We start from the raw sequence: 17,071 nt of genomic DNA, 5'->3' as shown, positions 1-17,071 counted from the left end.
CGCTCATTCCAGAGGTACGGTTTCGGTGTCACATCTGAACCAATAGGGAGGAGCAAGATGTACCTTAAAGGCGCACTTCGTGCGGCGACAGCGCTCGCGCTTGTATCGACCGCAGCATCCGCTGACACCATCACCATCGCGACCGTGAACAACGGCGACATGATCCGCATGCAGGGTTTGACCGCTGACTTCACAGAAAAGACCGGTCACGAGGTCGAGTGGGTTACTCTGGAAGAAAACGTGCTGCGTCAGCGCGTGACCACCGACATCACCACCAAAGGCGGCGCCTTCGACGTGATGACCATCGGCATGTACGAAACCCCGATCTGGGCCAAGAACGACTGGCTGGTCGCCCTGGACGATCTGGGCGAAGAATACGACGCCGACGATATCCTGCCTGCCATGCGCGACGGCCTGTCGTTGGACGGCACCCTGTACGCAGCACCGTTCTACGGTGAATCGTCCATGATCATGTACCGCACCGACCTGATGGAAGCAGCCGGTCTGGACATGCCCGAAGAGCCCACATGGCAGTTCATCAAAGAAGCTGCTGCGGCGATGACCGACAAGGACGCAGAAACCTACGGCATCTGTCTGCGCGGCAAAGCCGGCTGGGGCGAGAACATGGCGTTCCTGACCGCGATGTCCAACTCCTTTGGCGCGCGCTGGTTCGACGAAAACTGGCAGCCCCAGTTCGACGGCGAAGCATGGGCGTCCACGCTGGACTTCTACCTCGACCTGATGAACAACTACGGCCCTCCGGGCGCATCGACCAACGGTTTCAACGAAAACCTGTCGCTGTTCCAGCAGGGCAAATGCGGCATGTGGATCGACGCGACTGTTGCGGCGTCCTTCGTGACCAACCCCGACGATTCCACCGTGGCTGACAAAGTCGGCTTTGCTCTGGCGCCGAACTCCGAAGGCGTCGACAAGAAGGGCAACTGGCTGTGGGCATGGGCGCTGGGCATCCCGGCGGGCACCGACAACGAAGAAGCAGCCAAGGAATTCATCAAGTGGGCGACCTCGAAAGAGTACATCGCCATGGTTGCTGAAAAAGAAGGTTGGGCCAACGTTCCTCCGGGTGCACGCACCTCGCTGTACGAAACACCCGAGTATCAGGAAGTCCCCTTTGCCAAGATGACCCTGAACGCCATCAACTCGGCAGACCCGCTCAACCCGTCGGTTGATCCGGTTCCCTACCAGGGCGTCCAGTTCGTCGCGATCCCCGAATTCGCAGGCTTTGCGACCGAAGTGGGTCAGGAATTCTCGGCAGCGCTGGCAGGCCAGCAGTCCGCTGAAGAAGCACTGGAAAAGGCTCAGGCGATCACCACCGACGCCATCGAAGCCGCAGGCTACTAAGACCTAATTGCAGGGGGCGGCCTGTTGTGCCGCCCCTTCGCATATCCGCCGGCACCCTTTGCGTGCATGGCACTCCGCTCCGACAATTTTAAAGACCACCGACCGGGACAGCATGGGCTGTCTTGATGGAGGACCCAATGGCAACCCAGCATTCGCGTTCCGCCGCCCGGCTGATGATGGCCCCCGCCGTTATCCTGCTGCTCGGATGGATGCTCGTCCCGCTCACCATGACCCTTTATTTCTCGTTCCGGAAGTATCTTCCGCTGCGCGGTGGGGATCTGGGCTGGACCGGCTTCGACAACTTCACCCGATTTGTGTCCTCTTCGGCCTTCTGGCCGTCGGTTCAGGCCACCCTGCTGATCGTTGGGGGCGTGCTCGTCATCACAACTATTCTGGGCGTGCTGATTGCAATGCTGCTGGATCAGCCGATGTGGGGGCAGGGGCCCGTCCGCATTCTGGTGATCGCACCGTTCTTTGTTATGCCGACCGTGTCGGCGCTGGTGTGGAAGAACATGTTCATGGATCCCGTGAACGGCGTTCTGGCCCACCTTTGGAAATTCTTCGGGGCAGAGCCGATTTCATGGCTGTCCGAGGCCTCGATGCAATCGATCATTCTGATCGTGTCCTGGCAGTGGCTGCCCTTTGCGACGCTGATCCTGCTGACCGCGATCCAGTCGCTGGACAGTGAGCAGCTCGAAGCCTCCGAGATGGACGGCGCGCCGATTCTCAAACGCTTCTGGTACATCATCCTGCCGCACTTGAGCCGCGCAATTTCGGTGGTCATCCTGATCCAGACCATCTTCTTGCTGGGCATCTTCGCCGAGATCTTTGTTACCACTGGCGGCTCCTTCGGCACCAAAACCCTGACCTACCTGATCTACCAGCGCGTTCTTGAAAGCCAGAACGTCGGACTGGGCTCGGCGGGCGGTGTCTATGCCATCATTCTGGCCAACATCATCGCGGTCTTCCTGATGCGTATCGTGGGGAAGAACCTTGACAACTGATCCCCGCCACCCCCCGTCCCACCACCCCCAGACACGCGAAAGGAGCTGACCCATGGCCCGTGCTGTGACAACACAACGCAAGGCGATCAACACCGCCATCGCCTGGGCGATCGGTCTGCTGATCTTCTTCCCGATCCTCTGGACCATTCTCACCTCGTTCAAGACCGAGGCGCAGGCCATCAACGACCCGCCGCTGTTCTTGTTCTTTGACTGGACGCTGGAAAACTATGCCGTCGTGCTGGAGCGTTCGAACTACGGTCGCTTCCTGTGGAACTCGATTGTGATTGCAGGCGGCTCGACGCTGCTGGGCGTGATCATCGCGGTGCCTGCGGCCTGGTCGATGGCGTTTGTGCCCGGCAAGCGGACCAAGGACATCCTGCTGTGGATGCTCTCGACCAAGATGCTGCCGGCGGTGGGTGTTCTGTACCCGATCTACCTGATCTTCATCAAATTCGGCATCCTCGACACCAAGCTGGGTCTTGTGATTGTCCTGATGCTGATCAACCTGCCGATCATCGTGTGGATGCTCTACACCTACTTCCGCGAAATTCCCGGCGAGATCCTTGAAGCCGCGCGGATGGACGGTGCCACGCTGAAAGAGGAAATCCTCTATGTGCTGACGCCGATGGCGCTGCCGGGGATCGCCTCGACGGTTCTGCTGAACCTGATCCTTGCGTGGAACGAAGCCTTCTGGACGCTGAACCTGACCGCGGCCAAGGCGGCCCCGCTCACCGCCTTTATCGCCAGCTATTCCTCCCCCGAGGGGCTGTTCTTTGCAAAGCTGTCGGCGGCGTCCACCATGGCCATTGCGCCGATCCTCATTCTTGGCTGGTTCAGCCAGAAACAACTTGTCCGCGGCCTGACCTTCGGCGCGGTGAAATAAGGGAGAGAGACTTATGGGTCGCATCGTACTCGACAAAGTCGTCAAACGTTTCGGAGACGCCGAGGTCATTCCGCCACTGGACTTGACCATCGAAGACGGGGAATTCACCGTGTTCGTCGGCCCTTCGGGCTGTGGTAAGTCCACGCTGCTGCGCCTGATCGCGGGCCTTGAGGACATCACCGAAGGCCAGATCATCATCGATGGCAACGACGCCACCAAACTGCCGCCCGCAAAACGCGGTCTGGCCATGGTGTTCCAGTCTTACGCGCTGTATCCGCATATGTCGGTGCGCAAGAACATCGCCTTCCCGATGAAGATGGCGGGCATGGACCAGACCGAACAGGACCTGCGCATCGCCAAGGCGGCAGAGGCGCTGAACCTGACGGATTATCTGGACCGCAAACCGGGCCAGCTGTCCGGTGGTCAGCGCCAGCGTGTCGCCATTGGTCGTGCGATTGTGCGTGAACCCAGCGCCTTCTTGTTCGACGAACCGCTGTCCAACCTCGACGCGGCACTGCGTGTGGGCATGCGTCTGGAAATCTCGGAGCTGCACAAGCGTCTGAACACCACCATGATCTACGTGACGCACGATCAGGTCGAAGCCATGACAATGGCTGACAAGATCGTCGTGCTGCGGGCAGGGAACATCGAACAGGTCGGCTCTCCGCTGGAGCTGTACCGCGCACCGCGCAACACCTTTGTTGCGGGCTTCATCGGCTCGCCCAAGATGAACCTGATCGAAGGCCCCGAGGCCGCCAAGTACAACGCCCACACCATCGGCGTGCGCCCCGAGCATATCGATGTCTCCGCCGAAAGCGGTCTGTGGTCCGGTGTGGTCGGTGTGGCCGAACACCTCGGCTCTGACACGTTCTTCCACATCCATGAAACGGGCCTGGCGGAAACGATCACAGTGCGTGCGGATGGCGAAGTGTCCCTGAACCATGGTGACAAGATCTACCTGACGCCGCGCTCTGATGTGATCCACCGCTTCGGTGCGGATGGCCTGCGTCTGGCGGACGAACCGGCGCTGGCATGACACGGCTTGCGGGCAAAACGGCGCTGATCACCGGAGCCGCACGCGGCATCGGTCTGGCCTTTGCCCGCGCCTATGTGGCCGAAGGGGCCCGTGTGGCCATCGCCGATATCGATATGGACCGTGCCCAACAGGCAGCGGCGGATATCGGCGAGGCCGCGATTGCGGTGCGCCTCGACGTCACGGATCAGGCGAGCATTGACGCCGGCGTGGCCGAGACGGTCGACCGGCTGGGCCAGATCGACATCTTGATCAACAACGCGGCGATTTTTACCGCCGCGCCCATCACCGAGATCACCCGGGCGGATTACGACCGGGTGATGGCGATCAATGTCGGCGGGGCGCTGTTCACCTTGCAGGCGGTGGCCAGGCACATGATCGACCGCGGCATTCGCGGGCGCATCATCAATATGGCAAGTCAGGCAGGGCGGCGGGGCGAAGCGCTCGTCGGGGTCTACTGCGCGTCAAAGGCGGCGATCATCTCGCTGACGCAGTCGGCCGGGCTGAACCTGATCGAACACGGAATAGGCGTGAACGCCATCGCGCCGGGTGTGGTGGATGGCGAACACTGGGACGGGGTCGATGCCTTCTTTGCCAAATACGAGGGCAAAGCCCCCGGGCAGAAGAAGCGCGAAGTCGGCGCGGCTGTTCCCTATGGCCGCATGGGCACGGCAGAGGATCTGACCGGAATGGCGGTCTTTCTGGCCTCGGACGACGCGGAATACATCGTCGCCCAGACGTATAACGTCGACGGCGGCAACTGGATGAGCTGACGGGCCTGTCACAGGTCCGCAAAGGATAGCGATATGAAACTCTCGAACGCCACATTGGCCGATCTGCCCGAGGGCATTGCGCGCCCAACCTACGACCGCACGGCCCTGACGCCGGGCATCGTGCACATTGGTCTTGGTAATTTCCACCGGGCCCATCAGGCGTGGTATCTGCACCGTTTGATGCAAGCGGGGCAGGCGCAGGACTGGGCGATCCTTGGGGCCGGTGTGCGCCCCTATGATGCGGCCATGCGGGACCGGCTGCGGGCGCAGGATTGCCTGACCACGCTGATCGAACTGGATCCGGCTGGCACCTCCGCCGAAGTCACCGGCGCGATGATCGACTATATCGAGATCGCCGAGGGCAACGGCCCGCTGATCGCCGCCATGTCGGATGCGCAGATCCGCATCGTGGCGCTGACTGTCACCGAGGGCGGCTATTACGTCACCGCCAGCGGGGCCTTTGACGCGGATCATGATGACATCCGCCACGATGTGGCGCATCCGGACACGCCGCGCACCGCCTTTGGCGCGATCATCGCGGCGCTGCGGGCGCGGCGGGCAGCAGGCACCGGCCCCTTCACGCTGCAAAGCTGTGACAACCTGCAGGGCAACGGTGACATCCTGCGGCAGACGATTGTGGGATTGGCGCGCCACGTTGATCCCGAACTGGCAGACTGGATCGACACCAACTGCACCTTCCCCAATTCCATGGTGGACTGCATCGTTCCCGCGACCGGCCCGAAGGAAATCGAGGCAGCGCAGGCATTGGGGATCGAAGATGCCGCCCCCGTCACCCATGAGAATTTCCGCCAGTGGGTGATCGAGGACGCATTCTGCGCCGGGCGTCCCGCTTGGGAAGACGCAGGCGCGACCTTTACCGACGATGTGCACAGCTACGAGACCATGAAGATCCGCATTCTGAATGCGGGCCATCAGGTGCTGGCCAACGCGGGCGAGGTCCTGTCCCTGCCGACCATCGCCTCCTGCATGCAGGATGATGACGTGAGTGCCTTCTTTGCCAAGGTCGAGGCCGAGTGCATCGTGCCCTACGTCCACGCAGTGCCGAATATGGACCCGCAGGATTACGCCAAGCTGATCGCGCGGCGGTTCTCCAACCCGATGATCCATGACACCACGCGCCGTGTGGCCTTTGACGGGTCGTCGCGCCATGTGGGCTTTGTCCTGCCGATCCTGCGCGATGCCATTGCTGCCGGTGGCACGCTGGACGGTCTTGCATTGGTCGAGGCGCTCTGGGCGCGCATGTGTATCGGGCAGCGTGAAGATGGCACCGATATCGAACCCAACGATCCGGTCTGGTCCGATCTGACCGAGGCCGCAATGCAGGCCAAGGACGATCCGTCGAAATGGCTGGCGCAGCGCCACGTCTACGATGATCTGGGCGACAACGCGGCCTTTGCACAGGCCTTTGAACACTGGTTGACGGCGCTGTGGCGTGATGGCGCGCGGGCCACTCTGCGGGCATATCTGTCCCGCTGATCCGCGAAAGCACCTTAGGCCAGTGGATACGCGCGCCCCGTCATTTTGCGGGGCGCGCGTTCGTCATTCTTGGGCGGCTTGGGCTTTTCGTTATGGAACAGGCTGTTAAGGTGCGCGGCAAATGAACACCGCGATAGGCCTGATATGTCCCGACCCAAGATCCTGATCACCCGCAAATGGCCCGAGGCCGTCGAACAGGCGCTGGCGGCGCGCTTTGACGTGACATTCAACGACAGCGACCAGCCGATGGATGCGGCGGCATTGTGTGACGCGATGCAGACCCATGATGCGGTGCTGCCCACCGTGACCGACCCGCTGGGCGCGGAGGTGTTCGCAGGGCTCGACGCCCCACGCTGTAAACTGTTGGCGAACTACGGGGTGGGGGTGTCCCATATCGATCTGGCCGCCGCACAGGCGGCGGGTATGACGGTCACGAACACGCCCGATGTGCTGAGCGATTGTACCGCCGACATTGCCATGACGCTGTTGCTGACCGTGGCCCGCCGCGCGGGCGAGGGCGAGCGTGAGGTCCGCGCCGGGGCTTGGACCGGCTGGCGTCCAACCCATCTGGTGGGGCGCAAAGTGTCGGGCATGACGCTTGGCATCGTGGGCTTTGGCCGCATCGGGCGCGAAATGGCCCGCCGCGCGCACCACGGGTTCGGGATGAAAATCCTCGTGCAGAACCGCTCTGCCGTGCCGCAGGACGTGTTGGACGAATTTGGCGCGGAACAGGTGGCCGATCTGGCCGCTTTGCTGCCGCGCGTGGACGCCCTGTCGCTGCATTGCCCCGGCGGGGCAGAGAACCGTCATCTGATCGGTGCGACAGCCTTGGAAGCGATGCAGCCGGGGGCGTTTGTGATCAACACCGCGCGGGGAGAGGTGGTTGACGAGACCGCCTTGGTCGCGTCGATCAAAGCAGGCCATCTGGGCGGCGCGGGGCTGGATGTGTTCGAGGGCGAGCCAAATTTGAACCCTGTGCTGCTGGATTGTCCGAACCTTGTTTTGCTGCCGCATCTGGGCAGCGCCACGACCGAGACGCGCGAGGCGATGGGCCATTGCGCGATGGACAATGTTTTGGCCTATTTTGACGGCACCACCCCGCCGAACGCTGTCAGGTGACGCAAGGGGAGTGTAGGTCAGCGCGTCCTGCATCTTTGATCACAATTCTGCGCGTATTTCTGCCGAATCGCGGTTTTCGTCCTGTCTCTGGGGCGAAACTGCTCTAGGATTCGGGACGAAGAATAAAGGCAGGCAGGTCTTGGGGGACGTAATGCGGGTGAAGCGGTTTATGGTCTTGGGCACGGTCGCCCTGAGTTGTCTGGGGTCCTTGCCCGCATATGCCTTTGACGCAGTGGATTTTCAGTACAATGCCGATGCTTCGGAAGAGTTGCGTGCCAACCTTGAGGCCGTGTCGCTTCTTGCGGGCCTGTCCAGCGAGGAAGACACAGGCCCGCAAGACATTCTGGCGGCGGCGCGCGGCGATTATACCCAACTGGTCGAGGCGCTGTATTCCCAAGGTTATTACGGCCCCGTGGTGCGAATTTCCGTCGATGGACAAGAGGCGGCGAGCATTCCGCCCTTTGATGCGCCTGACACGATCGGGCGTGTGGTTGTGCGGGTCGAGACGGGGCAAAAGTTCCGCTTTGGTCTGGCCCGTGTCGCCCCCGGGGCCCCCGACACAGACCCCACCGAAGGCTTTGCCAGCGGCGAACGCGCGCTGGCCCCTGTGGTGCGATCTGCCGCGCAAAATGCGGTGGACGGCTGGCGCGCCGCGGGTCACGCCGAGGCGGGCATCGAAAGCCAGCAGATCACGGCCCGTCATGCAGAAAAGCTGCTGGATGTGGATGTGCGGCTGGACCCCGGTCGGCGCTACCGCTTTGGCGAGGTCATTGTCACCACCGAAAGCGCGGTCAAGGCGCCGCGCATCCGCCAGATCGCGGGGATCCCGCAGGGCGAGGTGTTTGACCCCGATGCGGTCGACAAGGCGGCCGAACGTCTGCGCGAAGTCGGCACCTTTCGCTCTGTCACGCTTGAGGAAAGCCCGACAGAGGGCGAGACGCTGGATATTCTGGTCGATGTTACTGACCGCAAACCGCGTCGGATCGGTGCCGGTGTCGAAGTGTCATCTTCCGACGGGCTGACCCTGTCGGGCTTCTGGCTGCACCGCAACGTCTTTGGCGGGGCGGAGCGGTTCCGCATCGAGGGCGAGGCCAGCCATCTGGGCAGCACTTCCGACGATATCAAACCCGACTATGAACTGTCGGCACGGTTTGAAAAGCCTGCGGTCTACGGCGCGGATACGTCATTTTATGCTACCGCGTCGATCTCGCGCGAGGATGAGCCGGATTATGTCTCGGACACTTTGGAATTCGGGATCGGTGTCAGTCAGGAATTCTCGGACACGCTGACCGGCGAGCTGGGCTTTACCCTGTCGCGTTCAGAAGTCACGGACCTGTATCTGCCCAATGAACCGACGCGGACGCTGGATGTGTTTGCGATGCCCACGGCGCTGACGTGGGACACGCGCGATGTGGCGCTGGATGCCACAGAGGGCGGCTATATCCGCATCGACGCAGAGCCGTTCCGCGTGTCTTCGGATGCGCCTTCGGGGGCGGAAAACGGGTTTCGCTTCATGCTGGACGCGCGCGGCTATCGTGGGTTTCTCGACGATGACCGGCTGGTCGCCGCGCTGCGGTTCCAGCTTGGCGCGCTGAGCGGTCCGGACGGGGCAAGCGCGCCGCCGGATTATCTGTTCTACTCTGGCGGGGGCGGCACCGTGCGCGGGCAGCCCTATGAATCGCTCGATGCGACCTACGACAACGGGGTCGAACTGGGCGGGCGCAGCTTTATCGGCCTGTCGGGGGAATTGCGCGCGGGGATCACAGACAAGATCGGCGTCGTTGCCTTTTACGACACCGGCTACATCGGTCCGGAAAGCTTTTACGATGACAGCGGGTCATGGCACGCGGGCGCGGGGCTGGGCGTGCGCTATGACACGCCGGTCGGACCGCTACGCGTTGATCTGGCGGGGCCGGTGTCAGGCGACACGGGCGATGGCGTACAAATCTATATCGGGATCGGGCAGGCATTCTAATGCGTAAGCTACTACTTTGCCTGTGCGTGCTGTGGCCTTTGGCGGCGGCGGCACAGGATGATGACGACCGCGGCTTTATCCAAGGACTGCTTGAAGACGCGCTGTCGAACGACAACATGACTGTTCGGCTCGAAGGCTTCGCGGGCGCCTTGTCGTCGCGGGCGACGGTGGATCGGATCACCATTGCCGACCCGCAGGGCATCTGGTTGGAGGCCGAGGATGTCGGCCTGCAATGGAACCGCAGCGCACTGGCGCGTGGCCGCGTCGATATCGAGGAAATCTCGATGCAGTCGCTATCCCTGCCGCGTCTGCCCAACGCCCCCGAGGAAACCCCGACCCCTGAGGCCAAGAGCAGCTTTGCCCTGCCGGATCTGCCGGTGGCCCTGATCCTTGAACAGCTCAGCGTGGCAGAGGTTACATTGGGCGCGCCGGTGATCGGCGAAGCGGCGGTTTTGTCGGTCACGGGCTCCGCCTCGCTGGCGGGCGGCGAGGGGGCGGCGCAACTGGAGATCGAGCGGCTGGACCGTGGCGGCACCATCGCGCTGGATGGCAGCTACGCCAACGACAGCCGCGTTCTGGGTCTGGACCTTGAGGTGACAGAGCCGGAGGGCGGTCTGGTGGTCACAGCGCTGCAGGTGCCTGATGCCCCGTCGATGGCCCTTACCTTAAAAGGTGAGGCGCCGCTGGATGATTTCGAGGCCGCGCTGACGCTGGCCACGGACGGGCAGGAGCGTATCAGCGGTGATATCATCCTGCGCGCCGATGGTGATGCAGGCACGAACCGGTTCCGGTTGGATATCGGCGGCGATCTGGCGGCCTTGGTCGACAGCCAATATGACGAGTTTCTGGGCGACGACGTGGCACTGGTGGCCGAGGTGTTGCGCGATGCCACAGGCGAGGTGGAGCTGAACGAGCTGCGCTTGCAATCGGATGCGCTGTTGCTCAACGGGTATGCGCGCATCGGCGCTGACGGCTGGCCTGAACAACTGGACCTGACGGGCGAGATTACCCCGCCGTCGGGCGAAACGGTTGTGCTGCCTTTTGGCGGTGGCGACACCCGCGTGCAGGCCGCCACGCTGGCAGGCACCTTTGACGCCAGCGCGGGCAACGGCTGGACCCTGCGCGCCGAGGTCGACGGGCTGGACCGCGATAACCTTGGCGAGATGGACCGCGTGGTGCTGAGCGGCGCGGGCGAGATCCTGCGCGACACGCAGGCCGTCAGCGGTGATCTGGATCTGCAGTTGCAGGGGATCGCGCTGGACGATCCCGCCTTGGCCGAGGCCGTAGGTCCCGCGCTGCGCGGGCAGCTGGGCTTTGACTGGCAATCGGCCACGCCGCTGATCCTGCGCGATATCGATCTGACCGGCGGGGACTATGGTCTGACAGGTCAGGTCACGCTCGACGGGCTGGAGGCAATGGACCTGCGGGTGATCCCCGATCTGGTGGTGAAAGCCGATAACCTGTCGCGCTTTGCCACATTGGCCGGTGTGGCGCTGGACGGGGCGGCGGAACTGTCTCTGACGGGCGAGGCCGCACCGCTGACCGGCGCCTTCGACATTGTTCTTGATGGTACGACGCGGGCTTTGGAAACCGGCATCGAACGGGTTGATCCGCTGTTGGAAGGCGTCGGCACCGCACGGCTGGAGGCACGGCGCGATGATACGGGTCTTTATGCGGAGCTGCTGCGCATCGTCACTCAGGCGGCGCGCATCGATGGCACCGCCCAATTGGCCAGCGGTGCGGGGCAGGCGGATCTGGACATCGCCCTGCGCGACAGCACGATCTATTTCCCGGGTGTCGAGGCGCAGACCGATCTGTCGCTGAAGGCGGTCCAGGAGGGCGATCTATGGCGCATCAACCTTGATGGCACGATCCCCGAGGTGGCCGATCTGACCTACGACGGGACGGTGAATCCATCTGCGGAAAACGGTCCGGCGGTGGATGGTCTGCTGGTCGCGGATGTGGGGCGCCTGTCCGCGTTTTCCGATCTGGCGGGGCGGTCACTGGCGGGGGCTGCGCTGTTGCGGGTCGAGGGCGAGGGCCGCATCGGCGCCCAGCAATTTGATGCAGAGGTCAGCGCACGCGGTGTGGATGTATCGGTCGGTCTGGATGCCATCGACCCGCTGTTGGAGAACGCCACAGATCTGGGCTTTGATCTGCGGCGCGGGACGGATGGCGTCTTTGTTCTGGAAAACCTCGGCTATGATCGTGACGGCGGGGGAGAGATCACGCTCGACGGCACGGTGTCCGGCACCGGGGTCGAGGATCTTGCCGTAGATGGGCGTTTGCTGGTGAATGATGTGCGGCTGCAGCCGCTGTCCGGTCTGGCGGGGCGCGCTCTGTCGGGCTCTGTCGATGCCGATCTTGCGGCGTCGGGCCAGGTTCTGGACGGTCCGCTGGACCTGCGCGGGAGTGTGACGGGGCAGGGGCTGCGTCTGTCGGTGCCTGCTGCGGACAGCCTGCTGGCGGGCACGACACGGGTGAACATTGACGCCACACGCGATGCGGAGGGTGTGATTGACGTGCAGCAACTGGCGGTCTCCGGTCCGCTGGAGGCGGGGTTCACCGGAACGGTGGCGGGCCTGCGCGACGGACAGTTGCAGATCGATGGGCAGGCGCAGGGCAACCTGCCGCGCCTGTCGGTGTTCAATGGTCTGTCGGGGCAGTCGCTGTCCGGCTCTGCCAGTTTCGACACGGCTGTGAATGTGGTGCAGCCCGATGGGCCTGTGGCTGTCTCGGGCAATCTGACAGCACAGGGATTGGGCATCGGCAATGCGTCGCTCGATCCGTTTCTGGCGGGTCGGACGGACGTGGCCCTGAATGTCCAACGCGATGCGGGCGGGGCGCTGCGCATCGAACGTCTGACCGTGGATGGCGCGTCCATCGACGGATCGGTGAGCGGCCAACTGGCATCGAACGCATCCAACCTGTCGCTGCAACTGTCGGTGGCGGGGCTGGAACGGCTGGTGCGTGATTTGCCCGGCACGCTGCGGGTGTCCGGCACTGCGGCGCATTCGGGCGGCGACTGGCGGGTTGATCTTGATGGCTCCGGTCCCGGCGGGATTGGTGCGCAGGTCAACGGCACCGTGGCGCAGAACTTTGCCACCATGAACCTTGGCGTGACGGGAACGGCCCCGCTGGCGCTTGCCAACGGGCGGTTGGCGCCGAACGTGGTCGAGGGGTTGTTGAACGTCGATGTGGCCGTCAACGGCGCACCCGCGCTGGAAAATGTCAGCGGGCGGTTGTCGACCTCGGGCGCGCGGTTCTCTGCAACGGCGCTGGATCAGGCGGTGAACGATCTGACGGGCGGTGTGACCCTGTCCGGCGGGCGGGCCGAAATCGATATGCGGGGTGAACTGGCCAGCGGCGGACGCGTGGCGGCAACGGGGCCTGTCGTGTTGTCTGATCCCTACGGGGCCAATCTGGTGATCACGCTGGATGACGCGGTACTGCGGCAGGACGACCTGTTCGAGACCACCGCCGACGGCCGCATCACCGTCGAAGGTCCGCTGACCGGCGGTGCGCGGATTGCGGGCCAGATCGATCTGGGACAGGTCGATGTCAGCGTGCCCAGCATCGGCCCCAGCTATTCCGCGCTGGACGGTTTGCGACACGAGGACATGCCCGCCGATGTGCGCCAGACCTTGCTGTTTGCGGGGCTGGAACAGACCGCTGACACGCAGGCCACCGCCAGCACCTCGCGCCCTTATCCGCTGGATGTGCAGGTAAACGCACCAAGCCGGATCTTTGTGCGCGGGCGCGGGCTGGATGCCGAACTGGGCGGGTCGCTGCGTCTGACGGGCACCACGGCGGATATCGTTCCGGTGGGGCAATTCGATCTGGTGCGTGGTCGGCTGGATCTGCTGGGGCGCAGGCTGGACCTGACCGAAGGCAGCGTGTCCATGCGCGGCAGCTTCACCCCGATTGTCAATTTCGCCGCCACGACAGAGGTCGAGGACACCACGATCACCATCTCGCTGAGCGGTGAGGTCACGGAACCCGAGCTGGAGGTCACCGCCTCCCCTGATATGCCCGAAGACGAAGCGCTGGCATTTTTCTTGTTCGGCACGTCGGTGACCAACCTGTCGCCGCTGCAAGCGGTCCAGTTGGCCGCGGCGATCCGCACCTTGTCGGGGCAGGGGGGCTTGGGCATTCAGGACAGCATTCGCTCCGATCTGGGGGTCGATGATCTGGACATTGGCACCAATGACGACGGCACGGTCGAGGCCAGCGTTGGCAAATACCTCAGCGACAATGTCTATACCGATGTGACCGTGGGGGCCGATGGCGGCAGCGAGGTCAACCTGAACCTGACGCTGACGCCCAATGTGACAGTGCGCGGGCGCGTGGGGTCGGATGGGGACAGCGGCCTCGGGGTGTTCTTCGAAAAGGATTACTGACTCCCGTTCCGGCACCTTCGGGTTGCACACCTCCGGCTTTGGTATACCAAATGCGACAAGCCTTGGAGGAGGGGATATGACGGAACTCAAGCTTGCCGCGTCGATGTCGCGGCTGGGAACGGAATCGGCCTTTGTGGTGCTGGCGCGTGCGGCAGAGCTGGCCGCACAGGGGCGGGACATCATCAATCTGGGCATCGGCCAGCCGGATTTTGCCACGCCTGACCATGTGGTCGAGGCGGCTGTGCGCGCGCTGCGCGACGGGGCGCATGGCTATACGCCCGCCAACGGCACGCCGGACCTGCGCGCGGCAGTGGCCGCCGATCTGCACCGCCGTCACGGCACTCAGGTGAACCCCGATCACGTGGTGATTGTCCCCGGCGGCAAGCCCACGATGTTCTTTGCCATCACCATGTTTGGCGAAGCGGGGGCAGAGATCATCTACCCCGATCCCGGCTTTCCGATCTATGAGTCGCTGATCCGCTACAGCGGGGCGACCCCCGTCGCCATGGCTTTGCGCGAAGAGAACGGATTTGGCTTCTCCGCAGACGAAGTGCTGGCCCAGATCACGCCACGCACGCGGCTGATCATCATCAATTCGCCCGCCAACCCCACAGGCGGTGTCACCCCCAAGGCCGAGATCGACCGGTTGGTGGCCGGACTGGCGGCGCATCCGCAGGTGGCCATCCTGTCGGACGAGATCTACTCGACCATGCTCTATGGCGGGCGCAGCCACACCAGCCTGCTGTCTTATCCCGAGATCCGCGACCGGCTGATCGTGCTGGACGGGTGGTCGAAACGCTATGCCATGACGGGCTGGCGGCTGGGCTTTGCGGTCTGGCCCGAAGGTCTGGTCGACCATGCCACCCGGCTTTGCGTCAACGACCATTCTTGTGTGAATGCCGCCACGCAAGCCGCAGGCATCGCCGCGCTGGAGGGGCCGCAGACCGCCGTGGAGGACATGAATGCCGCGTTCGATGCGCGCAGGCAGGTGATCGTCGACGGGCTGAACGCGATCCCCGGTGTCAGTTGCATTGACCCCGGCGGGGCGTTCTATGCCTTTGCCAATATCTCGGGAACCGGCCTGCGCGCGATGGAGGCGCAAACGCTGTTGCTCGAACACGCCGGTGTGGCCACCGTGGCGGGCACCAGTTTTGGCGCAATGGGAGAGGGCTATCTGCGTCTCTCCTACGCCAATTCCGAAGACAACATCCGCGCGGCCCTGCAGCGGATCACAGAGGTTCTGGAGGACCGGACATGACACATATCATGATTGTGGGCGACGGCTTTGACGCGGAGGAGCGCGCCCGGATCAGGGCGCTCGCCCCGGTGGTCGAGGTCTCTGGCCCCGATGCGATTGGCACCTGCGATGCCCAAGCCCGCAATGCTGTATGCGCGGTGGCTTATAAGGGGCATGCGCCCTTTGATGCGCAGGCGATGGAGGCGTTGCCGGCGCTCGGCCTGATTGCGAATTTTGGCGTGGGCTATGATGCGATCGATGTGGGTGCTGCGTCCGAGCGGGGGATTGCGGTCACCAACACGCCGGATGTGCTCAACGATGATGTGGCCGATCTGACCGTCGGGCTGATGCTGGGATGGGCACGCCAGATGGTGCAGGGCCATGATCTGGTCGCCAGTGGGGAGTGGGGCAAGCGAGGCCTGCCGTTGGCGCGCAAGCTGTCCGGCGCATCGGTGGGCATTGTCGGGCTGGGTCGTATCGGGCGCGAAATCGCGGACCGGCTGGCGGCCTTTAAAATGGACATCCATTATACCTCACGGTCACAAAAGGACACGCCGGGCTGGGAGTATCACAGCTCTGTTGCGGATATGGCGGCCAAGGTCGACTGGCTGGTGATCGCCTTGGTTGGCGGCCCGGATACGGTGAACCACGTGGACCGCCGCGCGCTGACAGCGCTTGGCCCCGATGGGGTGGTGGTGAACATCTCGCGCGGCACCACGGTGGATGAGGCGGCGATGCTGGATCTGCTGGAAAGCGGTGGGCTGGCGGGGGCCGCGTTGGATGTGTTTTTGAACGAGCCGCAGATTGATGCGCGCTTTCTGGGCCTGTCGAATGTGCTGCTGCAGCCGCATCAGGGATCGGCCACTGTGGCCACGCGACGGGCCATGTCAGAGCTGCAGTGCGCCAACATCGCGGCATTCCTCGCGGGGGAGCCGCTGCTGACCCCGGTGGGGTGAGTGCTGTTTCGTGGTGCTGGGGGCACGGCGGGGCTGTGCCCCGCCGCCACCCGTCCTTAGATAGACCCGCCGTCGACCATAAAATTACTGGCGGTGCACATGGCGCTGTCATCGGAGGCAAGGAACAGAACCATCCGTGCCAGATAGACCGGCTCGATCAGATCCGGCAGGCATTGGCCCTTCAGGTGATCTTCCAGCTTTTCGGGCGTGGCCCACAACTCTTTCTGGCGCTCGGTCATCACCCAGCCGGGGACCACGGCGTTGACGCGGATGCGGTGGGCGCCGAACTCTTTGGCAGAGCTTCGGGTCAACCCGTGTACAGCGGATTTCGCCGCCGTATAGGCGGGCATGCCGGGCACCTTCTCCCACCACGAGTTCGACCCGAGGTTGATGATCGATCCGCCGCCCGCCTCGATCATGCCGGGCACCACTGCCTGCATGGCGAAAAACATATGCCGCAGGTTCGTTGAGAACCGCTCGTCCCAATATTCCGGTGTCACGTCTTGCCAGCCATGGCGGTCGTCACGGGCGGCGTTGTTGACCAGCGCGGTGGCCGGTCCGAGGCGGTCGGCCAGTTTGGCGAATGCGGTGCGCAGGGCATCGATGTCGCGCAGGTCGCAGAATTCAAAAGCGACGGTGCCGTCCGTTGCCGCCACCAGTGCCTCGGCGGTGTCGGCATCAAAATCGACAAAGCCGACCTTGGCGCCTTGGGCGGCAAAAGCGGTGACCATTTCGGCGCCGATGCCGGAGGCGCCTCCGGTGATGAACACGGTCTTGCCTTGCAGGCTGGGGTATAGGGCGAATTCGGGCATGTGGGTCCTTTTGGGGCTTATGG

General features: G+C 63.6%; 12 protein-coding genes. 11 read left to right on the top strand and 1 reads right to left on the bottom strand.

What is annotated here, in order from left to right:
* Positions 1-57 precede the first annotated feature (57 nt).
* The 11 genes from ACN5AZ_RS05615 to ACN5AZ_RS05565 all read left to right on the top strand — a co-directional run bounded on the left by ACN5AZ_RS05615 (position 58) and on the right by ACN5AZ_RS05565 (position 16,236).
* Positions 58-1,359, top strand: a complete 1,302-nt coding sequence (locus ACN5AZ_RS05615) for an ABC transporter substrate-binding protein (protein WP_419427879.1) — start codon at positions 58-60, stop codon at positions 1,357-1,359.
* 137 nt (positions 1,360-1,496) lie between these two features.
* On the top strand, positions 1,497-2,363 hold the full coding sequence (locus tag ACN5AZ_RS05610) for a carbohydrate ABC transporter permease (RefSeq protein ID WP_419427878.1): 867 nt from the start codon (positions 1,497-1,499) through the stop codon (positions 2,361-2,363).
* Positions 2,364-2,415: 52 nt separating this feature from the next.
* Positions 2,416-3,246 carry a carbohydrate ABC transporter permease gene (locus tag ACN5AZ_RS05605; protein ID WP_419427877.1) on the top strand — a complete coding sequence of 277 codons (831 nt, stop codon included), beginning with the start codon at positions 2,416-2,418 and terminating at the stop codon, positions 3,244-3,246.
* Positions 3,247-3,259: 13 nt separating this feature from the next.
* Positions 3,260-4,282 (top strand): ABC transporter ATP-binding protein, encoded by a 1,023-nt coding sequence (locus ACN5AZ_RS05600; protein ID WP_419427876.1) that lies wholly within the window; start codon positions 3,260-3,262, stop codon positions 4,280-4,282.
* Positions 4,279-5,052 (top strand): L-iditol 2-dehydrogenase, encoded by a 774-nt coding sequence (locus ACN5AZ_RS05595; RefSeq protein WP_419427875.1) that lies wholly within the window; start codon positions 4,279-4,281, stop codon positions 5,050-5,052. Before ACN5AZ_RS05600 ends, ACN5AZ_RS05595 begins: the two co-directional genes overlap by 4 nt.
* Positions 5,053-5,085: 33 nt before the next feature.
* Positions 5,086-6,549, top strand: coding sequence for a mannitol dehydrogenase family protein (locus ACN5AZ_RS05590; protein ID WP_419427874.1), 1,464 nt, complete (start codon positions 5,086-5,088; stop codon positions 6,547-6,549).
* A gap of 144 nt (positions 6,550-6,693) precedes the next feature.
* Positions 6,694-7,668: a 2-hydroxyacid dehydrogenase gene (locus ACN5AZ_RS05585; RefSeq protein ID WP_419427873.1), complete on the top strand. Its 975-nt coding sequence runs from the start codon at positions 6,694-6,696 to the stop codon at positions 7,666-7,668.
* Positions 7,669-7,819: 151 nt separating this feature from the next.
* Positions 7,820-9,643 (top strand): autotransporter assembly complex protein TamA, encoded by a 1,824-nt coding sequence (locus ACN5AZ_RS05580; protein WP_419427872.1) that lies wholly within the window; start codon positions 7,820-7,822, stop codon positions 9,641-9,643.
* On the top strand, positions 9,643-14,043 hold the full coding sequence (locus ACN5AZ_RS05575; protein WP_419427871.1) for a translocation/assembly module TamB domain-containing protein: 4,401 nt from the start codon (positions 9,643-9,645) through the stop codon (positions 14,041-14,043). The genes ACN5AZ_RS05580 and ACN5AZ_RS05575 overlap by 1 nt, the downstream gene beginning before the upstream one ends.
* A 76-nt stretch (positions 14,044-14,119) precedes the next feature.
* Positions 14,120-15,301 (top strand): pyridoxal phosphate-dependent aminotransferase, encoded by a 1,182-nt coding sequence (locus ACN5AZ_RS05570; protein ID WP_419427870.1) that lies wholly within the window; start codon positions 14,120-14,122, stop codon positions 15,299-15,301.
* Positions 15,298-16,236: a 2-hydroxyacid dehydrogenase gene (locus ACN5AZ_RS05565; RefSeq protein ID WP_419427869.1), complete on the top strand. Its 939-nt coding sequence runs from the start codon at positions 15,298-15,300 to the stop codon at positions 16,234-16,236. The genes ACN5AZ_RS05570 and ACN5AZ_RS05565 overlap by 4 nt, the downstream gene beginning before the upstream one ends.
* Positions 16,237-16,292: 56 nt before the next feature.
* Here ACN5AZ_RS05565 and ACN5AZ_RS05560 read toward each other — a convergent pair whose 3' ends face one another.
* Positions 16,293-17,048 carry an SDR family NAD(P)-dependent oxidoreductase gene (locus tag ACN5AZ_RS05560; protein ID WP_419427868.1) on the bottom strand — a complete coding sequence of 252 codons (756 nt, stop codon included), beginning with the start codon at positions 17,046-17,048 and terminating at the stop codon, positions 16,293-16,295.
* Between the last annotated feature and the right edge of the window lie 23 nt (positions 17,049-17,071).

It is taken from the genome of Sagittula sp. SSi028, assembly GCF_048553715.1.
Lineage (GTDB): Bacteria > Pseudomonadota > Alphaproteobacteria > Rhodobacterales > Rhodobacteraceae > Sagittula.
Note: the sequence above shows the minus strand (reverse complement) of the source record. Positions and strands in the feature narration are given on the sequence as shown.